This is a genomic window from Marinobacter persicus (assembly GCF_900114155.1).
Lineage (GTDB): Bacteria > Pseudomonadota > Gammaproteobacteria > Pseudomonadales > Oleiphilaceae > Marinobacter > Marinobacter persicus.
In genome coordinates this window covers 68,162-86,896 of the sequence record NZ_FOSC01000001.1, presented here as the reverse complement: position 1 = coordinate 86,896, position 18,735 = coordinate 68,162, and the positions used below count along the sequence as shown (strand labels likewise).

Here is an 18,735-nt window from a genome sequence, read left to right as displayed (position 1 = left end):
TACCCGAAAACCTGAAAACCAAGAACCGTCATAATAGAAACGGAGTAATAGGCTATGAAAAAACGAGACGAACTGATGAAAGACGCGCCGGAACCGGCTGAAGGTGGCCTGAGCCGCCGCCGGTTCATGGGGGCTGCAGCCCTGGCTGGTGTGGCGGGTGCCTCCGGTCTGGGCACCGCGGTCATGTCCAGGGAGGCTTTTGCCGCGGCATCGGAAGAAGCGCGTAACAATTATGTCATTCACCCCGGCGAACTGGATGAGTATTACGGTTTCTGGAGTGGCGGTCATTCCGGTGAGGTGAGGGTGCTGGGCGTCCCGTCCATGCGTGAGATCATGCGCATTCCGGTATTCAATGTGGACTCCGCCACTGGCTGGGGCCTGACCAATGAGAGTAAGGACGTTCTGGGCCATGACAACACCCACCAGAACGGTGACTGCCACCACCCGCACATTTCCATGACAGACGGCCGTTACGACGGCAAGTACCTGTTTATCAATGATAAAGCCAATACCCGCGTGGCGCGTATCCGGCTCGATATCATGAAGTGCGACAAGATCACCACGATCCCCAACGTCCAGGCGATCCACGGTCTGCGCCTGCAGAAAGTACCGAAGACCAACTATGTCTTCTGTAATGCCGAATACGTAATCCCGCACCCGAACGACGGCAGCGACACCAGTCTGGAAAGCAGTTTCACCATGTTCAACGCGCTGGACGCCGAGACCATGGAGGTGGCCTTCCAGGTAATTGTCGATGGTAACCTGGATAACGTTGATGCCGACTACACCGGCAAGTATGCCTGCGCAACCTGTTACAACTCCGAGAAGGCGCTGGATCTGGCCGGCACCATGCGCAATGACCGCGACTGGGCGGTTGTGTTCAACATCGAGCGCATCGAACAGGCTGTAAAGAGCGGCAACTACAAGACCCTGGGTGATTCCAAGGTGCCAGTGGTCGACGGTCGCCAGGGTTCTGAGCTGACCCGTTACATTCCGGTGCCGAAAAACCCGCACGGTCTTAACACCTCGCCGGACGGCAAATACTTCATTGCCAACGGCAAGCTGTCTCCGACCGTCTCCATCATTGCCATCGACAAGCTGGACGATCTGTTCGACAGCAAGATCGAACCTCGGGATACCGTGGTGGCCGAGCCGGAGCTGGGGCTTGGGCCGCTGCACACAACCTACGATGGCAAGGGCAACGCCTACACCACGTTGTTCATCGACAGCCAGGTGGTTAAGTGGAACATTGCCGATGCGATCAGGAATTACAATGGCGAGAAGGTGAACTACATCCGCCAGAAACTGGATGTTCACTACCAGCCTGGCCATAACCACGCTTCCCTGACCGAATCACGTGATGCTGATGGCAAGTGGCTGGTGGTGCTGTCCAAGTTCTCCAAGGACCGCTTCCTGCCTGCCGGTCCGCTGCACCCGGAAAACGATCAGTTGATCGATATCTCCGGTGAAGAGATGAAGCTGGTGCACGATGGCCCGACCTTCGCCGAACCCCATGATTGCATCCTGTTGCGCCGTGACCAGATTACCCAGACCAAGAAAATCTGGGACCGCAAAGACCCGTTCTTTGCCTCTGCCCGTGAACAGGCTGAAAAGGATGGCATCACTCTGGAGCTCGACAACAAGGTCATCCGTGATGGTAACAAGGTGCGGGTATACATGACGTCAGTCGCCCCCCAGTTCAACCTGACCGAGTTCAAGGTGAAGCAGGGTGACGAGGTGACTGTCTATGTGACCAACCTGGATACCATCGAGGACGTGACTCACGGCTTCTGCATGGTCAACCATGGTGTGAGCATGGAAATCAGCCCGCAGCAGACATCGTCGGTAACCTTTGTGGCGGATCGTCCGGGGGTTCACTGGTACTACTGCAACTGGTTCTGTCATGCGCTGCACATGGAAATGCGTGGTCGCATGCTGGTCGAGAAGGCCTGATAGGCCGCTGGTATGCCGGGGCTCCTTCGGGGGCTCCGGTATGTCCTTGAATTGGCTTGCCCAGCTTCGGTGTTGACCGAAGATAACTTTCGTTTCCGAGGGGCGTTGATGTATTCACCTTTGCGTTATGGAGTGGCCCTGATCGTCGCCCTGTTATCGCTGACCGCACACGCGAACCTGCAGGAGCAGTTGAACGCCCTGGAGCCGGGGGACGCCTTCGAGCTGCCTGCCGGGCAGGTTCCGTCGCTGGCCATCCGGGTGCCCGGGGTGAATGTGTCCTGTCATCCCGACACGGTAATAGATGCCGGCGGGCAGGGCAGTGCCGTGGACATTATTGCCCGGGAGGTGACCCTCTCCGGATGTTTCGTCCGCAACTGGGGCAGCGATCTGAACGAGCTGGATGCGGGGATTTTTGTAGCCCGGGAAGCCCGTGGGGCAGTCGTCGAAAATAATCGCCTGCAGGGGGCGGCGTTCGGTATCTGGCTGGATGCAACGCCGGATGTCACCGTGCGCAACAACCGTATCCGGGGGGATGACAGCCTTCGTTCCCAGGATCGCGGTAATGGTATCCATCTGTTCAATACCACCGGGGCGCTGATCGAAGGTAATGACATTAGTCAGACCCGCGATGCCATTTACATCGAGACCTCCAATCACAACACCCTGCGCGGCAATGTGATGACAGATCTTCGCTACGGCATCCATTACATGTATTCCATGGATAATCTCCTGGAGAACAATGTAACCCGGGGGACCCGTACCGGCTATGCGCTGATGCAGAGCAAACGCCTGCGGGTGATCAACAACCGGTCCGAGAATGACGAGAACTACGGCATCCTGATGAATTTCATTACCCAGTCGGAACTGAGAGGCAATGTGGTGACCGGAGTGTCCCAGGGCCAGTCTGCCGGGGTCTCCATTGACGGCGCCGAGGGCAAGGCCCTGTTTATCTACAACTCCCTATACAACACCTTTGAAGGCAACCTTTTTGCCAACAGCAATATCGGTATTCACCTGACCGCCGGCTCCGAGGATAACCAGGTGTCTGGTAATGCCTTTGTGAATAACCAGCGGCAGGTCAAGTACGTTGCCACCCGGCCCCAGACCTGGGCCAGCGAGGGCAAAGGCAACTACTGGAGTGACTATCTGGGCTGGGACCGGGACCAGGACGGTGTCGGTGATGTGCCCTATGAACCCAACGACAACGTGGACCGGCTGCTCTGGAAGTATCCGGAGGCCAAAGTCCTGATGTTCAGCCCGGCCGTGGATACCCTGCGCTGGGTGCAGGAGGCTTTCCCGGTTGTCAAAGCGGCCGGGGTGAGTGACCCGCATCCCCTCATGAGCATTCCCGAACCTCTGCAATTGGAGACCCGATGAACTGTTTTGAGCTGGATACCATCAGCCATCGATATGACCGGGAGACGGTCCTGCAGGATGTGACTCTCCAGTTGGAGCCCGGAGAGATTCTGGGGCTTTTCGGCCATAACGGCGCCGGCAAGACCACCACCATCAAACTGATTCTGGGGCTGATGACACCAAGTGCGGGCAGGTTGTCCGTACTTGGAGGCGAGGCGGGCGACCCAAGGGTGAGCCAGCATATCGGCTATCTGCCCGAAAATGTCATGTTCTATCCGCAGTTGACCGGACGGGAAATCCTGGCTCATTTTGCCCGACTGAAGGGCGCGTCGCCCGCCCAGGTGCCGGAACTGCTGTCACAGGTGGGCCTGGCGGATGCCATGGACGCCCGCACCCGTACCTACTCAAAGGGCATGCGACAGCGTCTCGGGCTGGCCCAGGCGCTACTGGGGAAACCCCGGTTGCTGATGCTCGATGAACCCACGGTAGGGCTGGACCCGGTCGCAACCGCAGACCTTTACCGGCTGTTGCGGCAATTGCGCGATGAAGGCACTGGTATTGTGCTGTGCTCCCATGTGTTGCCGGGGGTGGAACCCTATATCGACCGCGCGGCCATTCTGACCTCTGGCGCACTGAAAGCCGTTGGCGACCTGCCGTCATTGCGCAGACAGGCGGATATGCCGGTAACTCTGGACCTGACGCCCGCGGGGGATGTTGAGGCTCTGGAAACGGCCGTCAATTCCGCCACCCGTGGGCATGAGGTCGTGGTCAGGCAAGGGGACGGGCGCTTGACTGTGGAGGTTGCCCCACAACAAAAGATGTCGTTATTGCAGGGTTTAATGGCATCGGGGGCGATTGCTGATTTGTCTATCCACCAGCCGAGTCTGGAGGATATCTATGTACACTTTATCGGTGATGGCGGTCTCGCCCACCGGGGAGGGGCCCAATGAACGCCGTATGGACCATCGCCCGAAAAGAGTTGAGTGACAGCCTTCGCAACCGTTGGCTGGTGGCTATCTCCTTCGTGTTCGCAACCCTGGCGCTTGGTATCGCCTGGTTCGGTGCAGCGGCCGCCGGGCAGGTTGGTTATGCCTCCACGCCGGCCACGATTGCCAGCCTGGCCAGCCTGGGGATTTTCCTCATTCCTCTGATTGCCCTGCTGCTTGCCTACGATGCTGTTGTGGGTGAGGAAGAGGGAGGCACGCTACTGTTGCTGATGACCTATCCCCTCAGCCGCAGCCAACTGCTGCTGGGCAAGTTCCTGGGCCACGGCCTGACCCTGGGCCTGGCAACGGTGATTGGTTTTGGGGTGGCCGGGGTGGCCATTGCCCTGCTGGTGGAGGAGGTGGCCATCGTCAGCCTGGCGACCGCTATGGGCCGGTTTATTGGCTCCACCATTCTGTTGGGACTGGGGTTTATTGCATTGGCTTATCTGGTCAGTGTCCGGGTGAGCGAAAAGCCGGTGGCGGCGGGGCTTGCCCTGACCATCTGGTTTTTCTTTGTGCTCATCTTCGATCTCATGCTGTTGGGGGGGCTGGTGGCCAGCGAGGGCACGCTGAACCCGGAACTCATGCCCTGGTTGCTGATGCTCAACCCCACAGACATCTACCGCCTGCTCAACATTGTGGCCTTTAGCGGTAGTGAGCCCTTGAGCGGTGTATTGAGCCTGGGGGCTGACCTGCCCGTTGGCCCCGCCGGCCTGTGGCTGGCTCTGGTGATGTGGTGCGTCCTGCCACTGGCCGCCGCCCTGCTGCTTTTCCGTAATCGTCGAATCTGAGAGGAACATAACCATGGCGTCTATTTTAAAGCGAGGGTTCGGACTGGCGCTGGCGGTGTTATTGCTGGCCGGCTGTACGCAGGAATCGGCAGAAACGACCGCCCGCCCCGACCCGGTGCATTTTGAGTCCGGGGATGAATGTCATGTCTGTGGCATGGCGATCACCCGCTTTCCCGGCCCCAAGGGAGAAGCCTTCCCGGAGAAGGGCGAGAAGGTGCAAAAATTCTGCTCTACCCGGGACCTGTTTGCCTGGCTGTTACAGCCAGAGAACAAAAACCGGGACCACACCTTGTATGTGCATGACATGGCCCGGGCTGACTGGCATGAGCCGGACGACCGGCACCTGATCGATGCCCGGGAAGCCTGGTACGTCGTGGGTTCGGAGAAGACCGGTGCCATGGGGCCGACCCTGGCTTCGTTTGCCAGTCAGGATGATGCCGCCGCCTTTGCCGGGGAGTTCGGCGGAAATGTTCTGGCGTTTAAAGAGGTGACCATGGCTCATCTCAACCAGGGCATGTCCATGGGAGGGATGGCCGGTATGGAAAATATGGAAAGTGTGGACGGCGGGACAGACGCAGATTCTGTTCAGCATTGACCAGCGGCCCAGGAATCCACCCGAAGCTCCGCCCCGCGGGAGGCTTTATGCTCAACCTTTTCTACTGCCACGGCTTCGCGAGCAGCTTTGATCCCAACAAATCCAAAATCCACACTCTGGCAAGGCTCGGCTCTGTCGGTGGCTGTCACATCGATTACACCAGCCGCGCCGATGAAGTAGTCAGCCATGTGATCGAGCAGGGCAACTTCGCCAAGGTAGACCTGATCGTCGGTACCTCCATGGGCGGTTGGCTGGCTGCGGAACTCGGCGCGTCTCTGGGCATTCCATTTGTGGCGATCAATCCGGCGGTAGAACCTTCCCAGACACTATGCAAATACATTGGTTCTGGCGAGGACTACCAAGGCAAGCCCTACACGCTCACGGAATCTGTGGTCGCCAGTTATTATCCCATCGCCAAAAACGGCTGTGGTCTGATCCTTCTGGATGAGGGCGACGAAGTGATTGATGCCCGGCACACTCGGGAAGTGCTGAAGGATTACTATCAGGTGGAAATGTTTGAGGGTGGCAACCACCGCTTTGCGCACATGGAAGAGGCGCTGCCGTTGATTGCATCTTTCCAAAGTCGTAAATAAAAAAGGCCAGCAAACGCTGGCCTTTTTTATTTAATTGGTAGCGGGGGCTGGATTCGAACCAACGACCTTCGGGTTATGAGCCCGACGAGCTACCAGACTGCTCCACCCCGCATCAAACTGGTTGTTAACCGGTGTGCCCCGATCAACGTGGAGCGCATGATAATGATATTCCGACCGTTTGCCAACCTGTTTTTCAAGAAATCCGTAATGCGGGGTGAATCAGTACCTTAGTTGCGGATACTGGAAACCTTTCCGTCGTCGAAGTTGACGATGATGGTGTCAAAGCGGGACTGCCAGTAGCGCCAGCTGTTGCTTTCCAGGGTCGGAGTCTGGTGGGCGGGCGGGTAACCACGGGCGACCAGAACCGCATCCTTGGACATGCCTTCCACCACTCGGCCACTTTCGATGGCGTCGCGTTCCAGCTTGGTGAACTTGCTCAGGTTAACGTTGGAGTCACCAAAGTAGCGGTCGTAGATGCCCTCAATACCCATTTGGGTATATTTGGCCTTGTTCACCAGGGTCACTTCCATGCCGGTATCTTTCACCCGGAAAGTGATGGTTTTGCTGGTGGTGTCGAGAATGTCCACTTTGGAATTTACTGGAATCAGCGTGTCCACGGCGTAGTGGGTCGTTTCCAGCTCACCTTTGTAGGACCACATGTTGATCTGGGTGGTGGCGGTTTTACCTTCGGTTTGCGGGATAGGGCTTTTGCCGGCACACCCGGCGAGTACAGCAGCTGCGAACAGCGCGATGAGGGTTTTTGTCAGTCTCATAAAGGTCTCCTTTTCCTTGTCCATGTCTTGGTTAGACAGGGGTAGATTACACCGACTCAAACTGCAAAACCATCACACCATTGGATTGGCAATCGGCAATTTCAGTGTGAATGCCGCGCCTTCATTCGGTCGGGAGTCCACGGCGATCTCGCCCCGGTGTTTTTCGATCACCGTGCGCACGAAAGACAGGCCCAGACCAGTGCCATGCTGCCCGGCCAGTTCTGTGCTTTTGGGCCGGTGGTAACGGTCAAACAGGTAGGGCAGTTCTTCTGGGGCGATGCCCATACCCTCGTCTGCCACGGTCACGCAGGCCAGGTGGCCGGCCCGGTACACATCAATGGTGATGCAGGAGTGCTCGGGGCTGTATTGCACGGCGTTGGTCAGCAGGTTGATTACGGTTCGTTCCAGAAGCTCGGCGTTGCCGTTTAGCCAGAGATCTTCGGTGCCCTGCAGCTGCAGCGAGATGTTTTTGTCCAGTGCTTGCTCGCATACGCTGTCGCGGGCATTTTCGACGATGGCCAGCAGTTCACAGTCGTAGAATCGTGCCTCGTTCAGCTGTTCAGCCCGGGCCAGTTGCACAAACTCCTCGGCCAAATGATAGCTGCGCCTGGCCAGCCGCCCCAGTTGCTCTATCTGCCCGGCGTCAATGTGTTCCGGCGCCCGTTTGATCTGCTCGATCAGGGCCAGTTGTGACACCAGGGGCGAGCGCACATCGTGGGAAATGAAGTCGATCGCCTCCCGGTGCTGGCGTTGCTGTTGGCGCAGCTCGGTAATGTCCGAAATGTTGGCGACAATGCCTGGCTGTTCGGTGTCGGGCAGGGTGAAAGGGGCAAAGTGGATCAGAAAGTCCTTGCCGTGCAGGTTCAGATCCACTGTCCGGCTTTCCTGTTGGGTCAGGGTGTCGGATACGGTCTCGTGCCAGGGTGGCTGTTCCCGGGGGTCATGGCCTTGCAGCAGGGTTGCCAGTGGCATGCCGCCCAGGCTGGGCATGGGCTCGTGAAACCAGCGTTCAATGTGCCGGTTGGCGAAGACAATCACGCCCAACTGGTCGGTGACGATAATGCCGTCGGGCATGTGTTCGAAAGCGTGGCGGACGAAGCCTTGCGCGCGGGCCCGGCGTTCAGCTCCGGAAAGCCGTGCGACCGGTTGCGTGGGCGCCAGGTGTTGCAGGTAATTCTGGATAACTTCGCGGGTAAGGTCGTCCGGTAACGACAAGCCGATCAGGTATCTGGAGTCGGCGCGCTCCAGGGCCAGCCAGCTGAACTGCTGGTGATGCAGCCACTGCCCGGGTGGGAGGCGGGCCGGGGCCTGCTCCAGCGACATATTCCGGTGTTGCAGCAACTCATGGTTCTCGGCCAGCAGCCAGCCTTCAGGCTGAAAAAGGGCAATGAGCTGGCGCAAAAGCTGGCTTGGGTGGCGGCTGACTGGCTCCATGAATTATTCGAGGTAGAGTTCCCGGCCCGGTCCCCAGCGGCTAGCAAGCGGTCCGTCGGATATGGCTTTCACGCGAACAAAATACCGGCGCCCCGGAATCAGCCGTAAAGCCGCGGTGGTGTCGTCCACATCGGCCTCCTTGATGATGTTGCGGAATTCCGGTTCCTCTGCCAGCTGTAAACGGTAGTCGGTGGCTGTATCCACCTCCTCCCAGTATATGCGAACCTGTTTGTCCAGATAGTTCACGCTGATGATCCGTACCGGTGGCAGGGAGCCGTTGATGACCAGTTTGCGGCTTTCGGAGAGCGCTTCGGAGCTGCCGCCGGCCCGACTTGCTACCCGCCAGTAATACTGCCCCGGGCCAAGCGAGCTTGTTGGGGAGGCCTCGTTGGCGTCTGCCCAGTTACTGGTGGCGATCAGATTCTCAAAGGCCGTGGTCTCGGCAATTTCCACCCGGGCGGTTTCGTTGTTTCCGGTAAGCTGCCAGCGGAACGTCGGCTTGTCTTCGTTAACGGTGTCGCCGTCAGCGGGAGCGATCAGCTTGGGTTGGGCTGCCTGTACGTTCACTTCCAGTGTGGCTGTGTCTGGCATGCCGGCAATTTCCTGCTGATTCAGGGCGGCCAGCTGAATTTCATAGCGGCCATTGTCCAGGTCACTGACCGTGTGGCCGGTACCGGATACTTCCCGGCTGTGAAGCCAGGTGCCGGTGTCTTCATCGAAGATATCGAGCCGGTAGCGTGATGGCCACAGGGACTGCCAGCTTATCTCCAGCGGCAGCCGGTCAACCACGGCCGGCAGTGTGTCCAGGGTGGGAGCCGGTGGCAACTGCCTGACACGGACGCTGTCGCCGTTGTCGGTGGACAGGCTGGCTCCGTAACCGGCGGGTACTGCACGGGTGTTGCCGGGGCGGCCGAAATCCACCGAGCCTTCGGTCACCTGAATCCGGCTACCGTTGTTGTCCGCCTGAAGCGCGAATACGGTGCCCTTCACGGCGGCAATGGAAGAGGGTGTCTCGATTTCAAAGCGGCCGCCATTTTCCTTCACCGGGGTTACCCGGCTGTGGAGCTCGCCCCTGTGCAGGCGCAGGCGGGTGTCGGTGGCCTTTGAGGAGGCTTGCCGGTCGAGCCGGTTGAACATCAGCCTTGAATCGGGTGACAGCCGCAGTTCCGTGCCGTCTGCCAGCTGTATGGCAGCGGAACCGGAGCCGGATAGTAGTTCATCGCCCACCCGGATCATGGCGCCCTCGGTTAGCGGGCGCCTGCTGCCGGTGACACCGGAAATGTGAGAGACATTGCCGGACACGGAGCTGGCACGGGCCGGCTGTGGTTTGCGGTCTGACCACGACAGAGCCGAGTTGGCCGTTTGCCGGTAATCCGCATCAACGTTGGCTGTCAGTGCCGAGCCCCGGGTGATGGACAGCTCAGCGGCAGCCAGTGCTGGCAGCACAAGCAGGATGGCCAGAATGGCCGGACGGGCTCGGTGTTTCCGGATATCAGGCATGGGCGGCGGTGTTCGTCATGGTGTGCGGGCTGTCGGTGGCTTTGATTGCTTCCAACCGGTAGCCGCGCTGGTAAATGGTTTTAATCCGGAACCCGTTCTCGGGGTTCAGTCCCAGGCGCCGGCGCAGTCGGCTCATGTGGGTGTCAACGGTGCGGGTGTTGAGGTTGCGTGTCATGCCCCAAACACGTTCGAGCAACATTTCCCGGGTCAGCAGGCGGCCCTGGTTGCGGAACAGAAACAGTGTCAGGTCGAAATCCTTGTCGGTCAGATTCAGGGCCTGCCCGTGCAGGTGGATGCTGCGTTGCTGGGTGTTTATCCGGAATGGACCGTACGCCAGTACGGCCTGGTCGTTGTCGGGGTTGCTGCGACGTACCAGGGCATTGATTCGGGCAACCAGTTCGGCCTCGCGGGCGGGTTTGGCCAGGTAATCGTCCGCACCGGCATCGAGTGCGCTGACGATGTCTTCTTCGGTGTCGCGCTGGGTCAGAAAAATGGCCGGCAACGGCCAGTCCAGCTGGGCCCGTACGCTGCGTAGCACATCAATGCCCGGCATGTCGGGAATTTGCCAGTCCAGGATCATCAGGTCATAGCTGCGGTGCAGCACGGCGCCAAGGAATTCCTGGCCGCTGGCAAAGGTATCACACTGATGGTCCCGTTCAGACATAATCCAACGGATGTTTTGCGCCTGTTCGTGTTCGTCTTCCAGCAGAGCAATGCGCATGGATCCTGGTCCCCGATAGCCTGTATGTCTGATTGTTTTGGCTTCTTGCCAGTGACTAAATACTGACCGCTGATGTCATTGGATTATCCCAGAAAAAAGGTCTGTGTTCAGCATCGATATGTAGAAATCCGTAACGCTTAAGTCGGAGATGTCAGGCCGGAAGCTCCGGTTGTCCGTTGTTGTCGTTCAGTGTTTGTCGGCAGCCCGGGTAATTACTGCAGCCCCAGAACCAGCCTTTCTTGCCTTTTCGGCGCACCAGTGGTGAAAAACAGTGGGGGCAGGGGATGGGCTTCTGGCTGGTGCCGTCCTCCGGTTCGCTGTTCTCCAGAGGTCTTGTGCCCTTGCATCGGGGGTAGCGGGTGCAGGCGAAAAAGGCCCCGAATTTACCGTCTCGCTGAACCATGGGCGCCCGGCATTTGGGGCAGTGGATCGCGCTTTCAGTGGGGCCGTCAGTGCTGGCCACCGCCGGTTGCCGGTTGATCAGTCCGGCGATTTCTTCCTGCAACTGGCTGATGAACCCGCGCGGGTCGGCCTCGCCCCGCCGGATGGCTTCCAGTGTGGCTTCCCATACCGCAGTACGGTCGGGCGTGCGGATGGAGTCCGGAAGAGCGGCAATCAGCGCTTTGGCTTTGTCGGTGGCGCGGATATAGCGCTTGTCCCGGAACAGGTAGTCGCGGCGGAACAGAGTGTCGATGATCGCTGCCCGGGTGGCTTCGGTGCCCAGGCCATCGGTGTCCCGCAGAGTTTTACGCAGTTCGGGGTCGGCAACAAAGCGGGCGATGTTGGTCATCGCTGATAGCAGGGTGGCGTCGGTGAAGTGTGAAGGCGGCTGGGTGGTGCGCTCTTTGATGTCGGCCTTTTTGCACAGCACCGGCTCTGATGTCTCCAGTCTTGGCAGTGGCGCCTTTGGGGTGTCTGCCGCTTGGTCTTTCTGGCGAACTTCCAGTATTTTCCAGCCGGGCTGCAGGAGCGCGGTTTCGGTGGCCCGGAACCGGTGCTGCAGCACCGTGACGGTCAGCCGGCCCTCCCGGTGCACGGCGTTTTCCGCAAACTGCATGAGGTAATAGCGGCTGACAAGCCCGTAGATTTTCGCTTCGGCTGCGGTCAGTTTGCCATTCGCCGTGGCCCGCGCTGTGGGAATGATGGCGTGGTGGGCGTCGACCTTTTTGTCGTTCCAGGCGGCTGAGCGGCGGTTGGTATCCAGCGATGCGGTCAGCGGTTCCAGTTCGGTGGCCACTCGGCTGACAGCCCTGACCACCTGGCCGGCCTGGGCGTGATGTTCTTCGGGCAGATAGCGGCAGTCGGAGCGCGGATAGGTGATCAGTTGGTGCCGCTCATACAGGTTCTGGGCGGTGTCCAGTACCTCCTTGGCGCCCATGCGGTAGAGCCGGCCGGCTTCTATTTGCAGGACCGACAATGACAGTGGCAGGGGCGGCGCTTCGGGCCTGTCCCGGAAGCGGGATTCACTGATGTGGCCGGGGCGGCCCTGTATGTCTGAAACAATTTGCTCGGCGATGCCCCGGTTCAGTAACCGGTTTTCTTCGTCCAGGTGTTCTTGCAGGGTGTCATCCGGCAGCCAGCGGGCGGTAAACGGAGACGGGTCGGCCTCGGGTTCGCTTGCGTGAAACTGCCCTTCAATCCGGTACCAGGGTTTGGGCTGGAAGTTCTCAATGGTGTTGTCCCGTTCAACCACCAGGCCCAGTACCGGGGTTTGTACCCGGCCGACTGAATACACCCCCTGTTCGCCCTGTTGCTGGTAGCTGAGTGTATAGAACCGGCTGAGGTTAATGCCGAACAGCCAGTCGGCACGCTGGCGGGCCAGGGCGGAATGGGACAGGCTGCGGAATTCCCGGTTATCGCGCGGTGTCTTGATGGCCCGGGCAACGGCGGTGGGGGTCAGGTCGTTGATCAGTACCCGATAGACCGGTGCCTGGGTGCCTACAAAACGTAATACTTCGTCGACCAGCAACTGGCCTTCGCGGTCCGGGTCGCCGGCGTGGGTGATGGTGCTTGCCTGGCGGATAAGTGATTCGAGGACTTTGAATTGCTGTTTGACACTGTCTTTCGGGGTCAGCTGCCAGTGTTCCGGGAACATGGGCAGATGTTCCAGGCGCCATTTCTGCCAGGCCGGGTTGTAGCGGGCCGGTTCGGCGGGCTCCAGCAGGTGGCCGATGCACCAGCTGACGGTAGCGGCATCCTGGCCCTGGCCGCAGCGGATGTAGCCCTGGCCTTTCTGGTAGGGGCCGGGCAGGGTGGCGGCGATGGCCCTGGCCAGGCTGGGTTTTTCGGCGATGTACAGGTGCATGGCTGGGACGAGTGCTTGCTGAATGGTGTTGGAATGTGGCGGTTTGGTGGTTTTGTGTCAAGGGCTTCGGGGGTGGCTGGCTTTGTGTAGTAAGCTGTCGTGGTATGGTGCTTGAGAGCGTGGGGGTGGCGCTTCTGCGGTAAGCCCTCACGAAAGACGCCGTGAACCCTTCCATGGGGGCTTGCTGTTGCCATCCTTGGCAACAGACACTTTCGTGAGGGCTTACCGCAGCAGCGCGTCAGACTTCGTGCTGGTCGCCGTTTACGCAAAAGCGGATGGGGAGTTAGGGTTAATTCTATGAAAGTACAACAAGCCATTGAATCAAAACTCGCCGAGGCGTTTGAGGCTTCGGTGTTGTCGGTGGAGAACGAGAGTCATATGCACTCGGTGCCGCCGAATTCGGAGACGCATTTCAAGGTGACGATGGTGTCGCCGGCGTTCGAGGGGCAGATGAAGGTGCGTCGGCATCAGGCGATTTATCAGGTTCTGGCCGATGAGATGGCCGGGCCGGTGCATGCCCTGGCGTTGCATTTGTATACGCCGGAGGAGTGGCGCGAGAGTGGTCAGGCGGCACCGGGTTCGCCGGGGTGCATGGGCGGCTCGAAAGGTGATGACGCCATGGCCGCAAAACTGAAACAGGGAGCAGATGTATGAGCCAGTTTTTTCAGATCCATCCCGAAACGCCGCAGAAGCGGTTGATCAAGCAGGCGGTGGATATTTTGCGTAAGGGCGGGGTGATTGTGTACCCGACCGACTCCGGTTATGCCATTGGCTGCCACCTGGGTGACAAGCAGGCGGCGGATCGGATCAAGCGGATTCGCAGGCTGGATGACAAGCATAACTTCACGCTGGTGTGTCGTGATCTGTCGGATATTGGCGTGTATGCCAAGGTGGATAACACTCAGTACCGGCTGCTGAAGACCTTCACGCCGGGGCCCTATACGTTCATTCTGGATGCCACCAGCGAGGTGCCGCGCCGTTTGCTGCATCCCAAACGCAAGTCCATCGGTGTGCGGGTGCCGGATAATGAGATTGTCCGGGAGCTGCTCAGTGAGTTGGGCGAGCCGATCATGAGCAGTACGCTGATTCTGCCTGGCGAGACCGAGCCGATGACCGATCCGGAGGATATCCGCGATGCGCTCGAACACGAACTGGATCTGATTATCGATGGCGGCAATTGCGGTATGGAAGCCACCACGGTGGTGAATTTTACCGGCGAGGTGCCGGAGGTGACTCGCGTTGGCAAAGGCGACCCGTCGCCATTTGAGGTTTAAGCGGGTTCTGCCCGGGCTTCAGGCCCGGGCGTTCAGGCTGAAGGCGTAACGCTGCTGGCTGGCGGTGCTCACAGGTTGCTGGCCACTGGCGCTGCGTTTGAGGTTGTCGTAGCGATGCACCAGGTCCTGCAGTCCGTTGAATTGCTCATTCTCGCTGACCATGGAATCCAGCAACGAATTGTTGACGCCATAGGCCTGGTTCAGTTTCAGGGCGTTGTCCATGAAGTCGAGTGTGGGTTCTGTCACGCTCAGGCGGCTGAAGGCTTCCTGAAAACCCTTGTTGTTGTTCAGGTCCTGCCCGATTTTTTCTTTCAGATTGTCTGTCATGGAGCCGTCTACCTGAATGGTTCCATTCTCTCCTTTGCTGACGTTTACGCTGGTAGCCGGGTGCAGGTTGTACTCGGCAAGCTTGTGTCGCAGTGTTTCCCGGACAAACGACAGGTCCTGCGCCACGGTTTGCTTGTACTCGCCGAGTGTCAGCGCGCGGGTTTTCAGCTCGGTGTTGTCGATGCTTCGTCCGGATGGCGTGAAACGGTCATCGCCGGGCGTGCCGGCAGGTTCGGGCGGCTTCTCGGCGGCTTTTGGCTGGGTATCAGCGTTACCGGTGGCTGCCGGCTGACGCTGGTCCATGGCTTGCTGAAAACGGGTGCTTGCCTGTATGAGCGATGCCAGCAAAGACATGGTGTATTTCCTCCTCCAGCGGTAAAAAATTGCCGGAATGTTGTCACTTGGGGTGTTGGGTGGAGGGTATGCAGGTTCCGGGCCAGAAATTAAGGTGCGTGGCAGGCGAAAGTCGGGTACCGTTCGCTATCCAGAAAACCTATAAGTAAAAGCGTCATATAAAAGCGGCGGCAGCTAAAGTTCCAGGCAGGCCGGCCGTCAATACAGACAGACCTTAACCATTGTCCAGTTTTTGCCGGGGCGTCATGAAAAAACATTATTCAATCCGCTTTCTTCTTCTGGCCGCGCTTGCTGCCGCGTTTACGGTCATTCTGGTGTTCACGATCGCCTACAGCGCCTGGTCCCAACGTGCGCATTTGGAGGAGTACAGCCACAAGTACGTGGACGGGCTGGCCAAATCCTACTTTGATGGTCTGAATACCATGATGGTGACTGGCACCATCGGAAATAAGGATGTGTTGCGTAACAAGGCCACGGCACCGGAAGAGGTGCTGGATGTGCGTGTTATTCGCAGTGACCAGCTGATTGATATGTACGGCACCGCCAACGCAGACGAGGGCGAGCGGGACGCGCTGGATAAAAAAGCGTTGAAGGGCGAGCGTATTGAGGCCTATTCAACAAACGAGGATGGGCGCGTTTATACGCTGATTGAGCCGATGCTGGCGAGCTCCAATTACCAGGGTGTGAATTGCATGTCCTGCCACCCCGGCAAGGAAGGCTCCGTGCTGGGCGCCGTGCGGGTGGACTACTCCCTGGCCAAGAGCGACGCCCGCCTGCAGAAGCAGTTGTTCTTCAGCGGCGGTGTGCAAATCCTGATCTTCGTGATGATTTTCATCATGGTGACCTTCGTGCTTGGCCGGTTGGTGTTTTCCCGGTTGCGCAAATTGCATGACCGCATGGATGAAATTGCCACCAACTCCGATCTGACGCTGCAGTTGGATGTGTCCCGTAACGATGAAATCGGTTCGGTTTCCCGGGCGTTCAATCGCATGGTGTCGAAAATCCGCGAAAGCATGCTGACCGTGGTGGAAAACGCCGAGAAAGTGGAAAGTTCGGCACGGTCCATTGCTGGCAAGGCGGAGACCACCGAGCGTGAAGTGCTGGCCCAGAGAGATAACACCGACCAGGTGGCCAGTGCCACCACGGAAATGGCGGCCTCGGCGGTGCAGGTGCGCGAGAACGCCATGAACACTGCCCGCAAGTCGGCCGACACCACCAAGGCAGCGCAGGATGGCGAGAAACTGGCGCACAACGCGGTCCAGGGCATTGAGTCGCTGAACAGCGAGGTGCAGGCCGGCGCCCAGCGTATCGAGCAGCTGGATCAGCGCACCACGGAAATGGCTGATCGTCTGGAAATGATCTCCGAGATTGCCGACCAGACCAACCTGCTGGCCCTGAACGCAGCCATCGAGGCAGCCCGGGCTGGCGAGCAGGGTCGTGGCTTCTCGGTGGTGGCCGACGAGGTGCGGGCACTGGCTTCACGCACCCAGGATTCCACCGAGGAAATCCGCAAGACTATCGATGGCCTGAAGAGTGAAGTGGTGGATTGTGTCGGCACCATGCGCCACGCTTCGGAAATGGCCGAAGAGCAGGTTAACGCCATCATGAAAGTCGAGCATGAGCTGCAGACCATTGCCGAGGCGGTGCGGGAGATTACGACCCTCAATGAGGAAATGGAGAGTGCTGCCAACGAGCAGAGCGACGTGTCTGAATCCATCAATCAGAATGTGATCGAGATCAGCCGCTCCGCCGAGCAGACCTCCAACGATGCCCAGGAAACCGCAAGAGTGGCGGCCGATTTGCTGGCCATGGCGGAAACCCTGCACAAGACGATCGAACAGTTCCGCCTTTCACGGGACTGAGCCAAGGCAGCGCCGGCTGGCCCGTAGGGCCGGTCGGCGGTCAGGCGAAGGCCACGTTGTTGCGACCCTCGGCCTTCACCCGGTACATGGCAGCGTCTGCCGCTCCCACCAGATCAATGGCTGTGCGTCCGTCGCGAGGGTAAAGGGCAATACCCACCGAAGCGCCAATTCCCACGGTGTGTCCCTGAATTTCGAACGGCTCGTTCAGTACGTTGATGATCTTTGTCGCAATGGCTTCGGCATCGTCCGGCTGGCGAAGCCGGGCGGTGATGATCTGGAATTCATCACCACCCCGGCGCCCCACAAAATCCCCTTCCCGAAGGCAGTTCTGCAGACGTTTGGCAACATGGGCCAACAGGTCGTCGCCGGCGTTATGACCGTATTCGTCGTTCACCGGTTTGAACTTGTCCAGGTCCAGGAACATGACGGCGAACAGGGTCCGGGTATCCTGGTGCTGGTCAAGCGTTTGGCGCAGGTGTTGCTCCAGCGCGCTGCGGTTGGGCAGGCCGGTCAGCTCGTCGTGGTGCGCCAGATGGTGGATTTTCTTTTCCGACTTTACGCGTTCAGCGATGTCGGTGAAGGTCATTACATAGTGCCGGGTCTGGCCCAGGCTATCGGTGATCGGCGATACGGTCACCAGGTACGGACTGGCCCTGCCCTTGGCGGTTTGTAGCCAGATTTCTCCCTGCCACATTTTTTGGGTTGCCAGTTGCTCCTGCAGCCATTCAACAACCTTCTGGTTGCTCATGTCCGTGGCGAGAAAGTCGGTGATCTTCTGGCGAATCACCTTGCGGGCCGGCAGGCCGGTGACATCGATAAACGCCGGATTGGCGCGGATAATGTTCAGCTGCAAATCGGCGATTACCACCACCTCGTGGGTGTGTTCAAACACCTGGTAGGCCTGCCGCAGTTCCTCCGAAGAGCGGGCGATTTCGTCTGCCTGGCGGCTGAGCGTGTGCACCAGTGGTTTGAGCGAGCGCTTTACCAGCAGGCCGGAGAACGCGGATAAGCCAAGAATGATGGATAGTGCCACCAGTATTTCCCGGGTGACGCCGGAAAATATCTCGGACGCCTCCGAACGGGTGTGCACCTCCCAGCTGTAGCCTTCCAGCGGCAGGACGAAACTGATCACGTGGGCGCCGTCTGCGGTTCGTGCCAGGGCGTAATCGCCATCGGTGCTTGTGTGGGTGCTGTTTTTATCGTGCAGGCAGCCGGAGGGTGGTGTCAGGACCACTCGCTGATTGTCTGGAGTCATGGCCAGACGTTTGGTCCGGGGCACATCCAGAAGGCAGATATCAAAGTTGTCGTCGCTGGTGAAAATCCGCTGGAAAGGTTCCGGGGTAAACAGCAGCAAATCGTAGCCCACGGCCTGTTCGCTGGTCTGGATCTTGCCAATGGTATGCAGCAGTGGCTGGCTTTGGCCGCCGGTAGCCAGGGGGTAGGTCTGAAGGTCCAGGGCCGTTGGCAGCGTGATGTGCTGGGGTAAGGTTTGCGCCATGGGGCCGATCCGGGCCACCTCGTTGCCCGCCAGATCAAAGCGTACAATGGCCGCCAGGTTGTCGATGCCCCGGGCCGCATCGCGCAGCCGCGGGTAGGTGAAGGTTTGCAGCTCGCCCAGGCTGATCTCGTCACGGGCGTAGGCGCCCAGTTTTTTAGCCAGTTCGGTCCGGCTGGCGGTTTGCCGGGCCAGGTCCTGGTGTTGTTCCAGTACGGTTCGCAGATTTTCGGTCTTGGTTTTCGCCACGTTGGCAGCCAGCTCGGTGGTGAGGGTGCTGGTTTTGTTGATCAGAGGGACTGCCACCGCCACCGCGACCAGGATGCCGGTCATCACCGCTGCAATAGCGGAGCGGGTGACAATCTGGCGCCTTTGATCCTGGATATTCATATAATAATTCGTTGTAAATAAGCGGT

Annotated in this window: 16 protein-coding genes and 1 tRNA gene; 9 read left to right on the top strand and 8 right to left on the bottom strand. The window is 59.1% G+C overall.

Features of this window, described 5'->3' with window-relative positions:
* Positions 1-75: 75 nt before the first annotated feature.
* The 6 genes from nosZ to BMZ63_RS00375 all read left to right on the top strand — a co-directional run bounded on the left by nosZ (position 76) and on the right by BMZ63_RS00375 (position 6,274).
* Complete coding sequence (gene nosZ / locus BMZ63_RS00400) at positions 76-1,953, top strand: TAT-dependent nitrous-oxide reductase (RefSeq protein ID WP_227663637.1); 1,878 nt, start codon at positions 76-78, stop codon at positions 1,951-1,953.
* Between the two features lie 108 nt (positions 1,954-2,061).
* On the top strand, positions 2,062-3,330 hold the full coding sequence (locus BMZ63_RS00395; protein WP_091700260.1) for a nitrous oxide reductase family maturation protein NosD: 1,269 nt from the start codon (positions 2,062-2,064) through the stop codon (positions 3,328-3,330).
* Positions 3,327-4,259, top strand: a complete 933-nt coding sequence (locus BMZ63_RS00390; RefSeq protein WP_091700258.1) for an ABC transporter ATP-binding protein — start codon at positions 3,327-3,329, stop codon at positions 4,257-4,259. The genes BMZ63_RS00395 and BMZ63_RS00390 overlap by 4 nt, the downstream gene beginning before the upstream one ends.
* Positions 4,256-5,086, top strand: a complete 831-nt coding sequence (locus BMZ63_RS00385) for an ABC transporter permease (protein ID WP_091700256.1) — start codon at positions 4,256-4,258, stop codon at positions 5,084-5,086. Before BMZ63_RS00390 ends, BMZ63_RS00385 begins: the two co-directional genes overlap by 4 nt.
* Positions 5,087-5,099: 13 nt before the next feature.
* A complete protein-coding gene (locus BMZ63_RS00380) occupies positions 5,100-5,681 on the top strand; it encodes a nitrous oxide reductase accessory protein NosL (protein WP_091700254.1) in 582 nt (193 codons plus the stop codon).
* A 47-nt stretch (positions 5,682-5,728) separates the two neighbouring features.
* A complete protein-coding gene (locus BMZ63_RS00375) occupies positions 5,729-6,274 on the top strand; it encodes a YqiA/YcfP family alpha/beta fold hydrolase (protein ID WP_091700252.1) in 546 nt (181 codons plus the stop codon).
* Positions 6,275-6,309: 35 nt separating this feature from the next.
* Here the strand turns inward: BMZ63_RS00375 and BMZ63_RS00370 are convergent.
* The 6 genes from BMZ63_RS00370 to BMZ63_RS00345 form a co-directional block, all read right to left on the bottom strand.
* Positions 6,310-6,386 (bottom strand) — tRNA-Met (locus BMZ63_RS00370).
* Positions 6,387-6,501: 115 nt separating this feature from the next.
* Positions 6,502-7,047, bottom strand: a complete 546-nt coding sequence (locus tag BMZ63_RS00365) for a hypothetical protein (protein ID WP_091700250.1) — start codon at positions 7,045-7,047, stop codon at positions 6,502-6,504.
* 72 nt (positions 7,048-7,119) lie between these two features.
* Positions 7,120-8,481, bottom strand: a complete 1,362-nt coding sequence (locus tag BMZ63_RS00360) for a PAS domain-containing sensor histidine kinase (RefSeq protein WP_091700248.1) — start codon at positions 8,479-8,481, stop codon at positions 7,120-7,122.
* Between the two features lie 3 nt (positions 8,482-8,484).
* A complete protein-coding gene (locus BMZ63_RS00355) occupies positions 8,485-9,981 on the bottom strand; it encodes a FecR domain-containing protein (RefSeq protein ID WP_091700246.1) in 1,497 nt (498 codons plus the stop codon).
* Complete coding sequence (locus BMZ63_RS00350) at positions 9,974-10,702, bottom strand: response regulator transcription factor (protein WP_091700244.1); 729 nt, start codon at positions 10,700-10,702, stop codon at positions 9,974-9,976. Before BMZ63_RS00350 ends, BMZ63_RS00355 begins: the two co-directional genes overlap by 8 nt.
* A gap of 151 nt (positions 10,703-10,853) precedes the next feature.
* Positions 10,854-13,007, bottom strand: coding sequence for a DNA topoisomerase III (locus tag BMZ63_RS00345; RefSeq protein ID WP_091700242.1), 2,154 nt, complete (start codon positions 13,005-13,007; stop codon positions 10,854-10,856).
* A 297-nt stretch (positions 13,008-13,304) separates the two neighbouring features.
* Here BMZ63_RS00345 and BMZ63_RS00340 point away from each other — a divergent pair, with 297 nt between their 5' ends.
* Both BMZ63_RS00340 and BMZ63_RS00335 read left to right on the top strand, forming a co-directional pair.
* Positions 13,305-13,661 (top strand): BolA family protein, encoded by a 357-nt coding sequence (locus BMZ63_RS00340; protein ID WP_091700240.1) that lies wholly within the window; start codon positions 13,305-13,307, stop codon positions 13,659-13,661.
* Entirely contained in the window at positions 13,658-14,281 is a 624-nt protein-coding gene (locus BMZ63_RS00335) for an L-threonylcarbamoyladenylate synthase (protein ID WP_091700238.1), read from the top strand. The genes BMZ63_RS00340 and BMZ63_RS00335 overlap by 4 nt, the downstream gene beginning before the upstream one ends.
* Positions 14,282-14,299: 18 nt before the next feature.
* On the opposite strand, the gene BMZ63_RS00330 is transcribed toward BMZ63_RS00335, so the two are convergent.
* Entirely contained in the window at positions 14,300-14,962 is a 663-nt protein-coding gene (locus BMZ63_RS00330) for a hypothetical protein (RefSeq protein ID WP_091700236.1), read from the bottom strand.
* Positions 14,963-15,207: 245 nt separating this feature from the next.
* Here BMZ63_RS00330 and BMZ63_RS00325 point away from each other — a divergent pair, with 245 nt between their 5' ends.
* Complete coding sequence (locus tag BMZ63_RS00325; RefSeq protein ID WP_091700234.1) at positions 15,208-16,824, top strand: methyl-accepting chemotaxis protein; 1,617 nt, start codon at positions 15,208-15,210, stop codon at positions 16,822-16,824.
* A gap of 40 nt (positions 16,825-16,864) precedes the next feature.
* Here BMZ63_RS00325 and BMZ63_RS00320 read toward each other — a convergent pair whose 3' ends face one another.
* On the bottom strand, positions 16,865-18,709 hold the full coding sequence (locus BMZ63_RS00320; RefSeq protein ID WP_091700232.1) for a diguanylate cyclase domain-containing protein: 1,845 nt from the start codon (positions 18,707-18,709) through the stop codon (positions 16,865-16,867).
* Between the last annotated feature and the right edge of the window lie 26 nt (positions 18,710-18,735).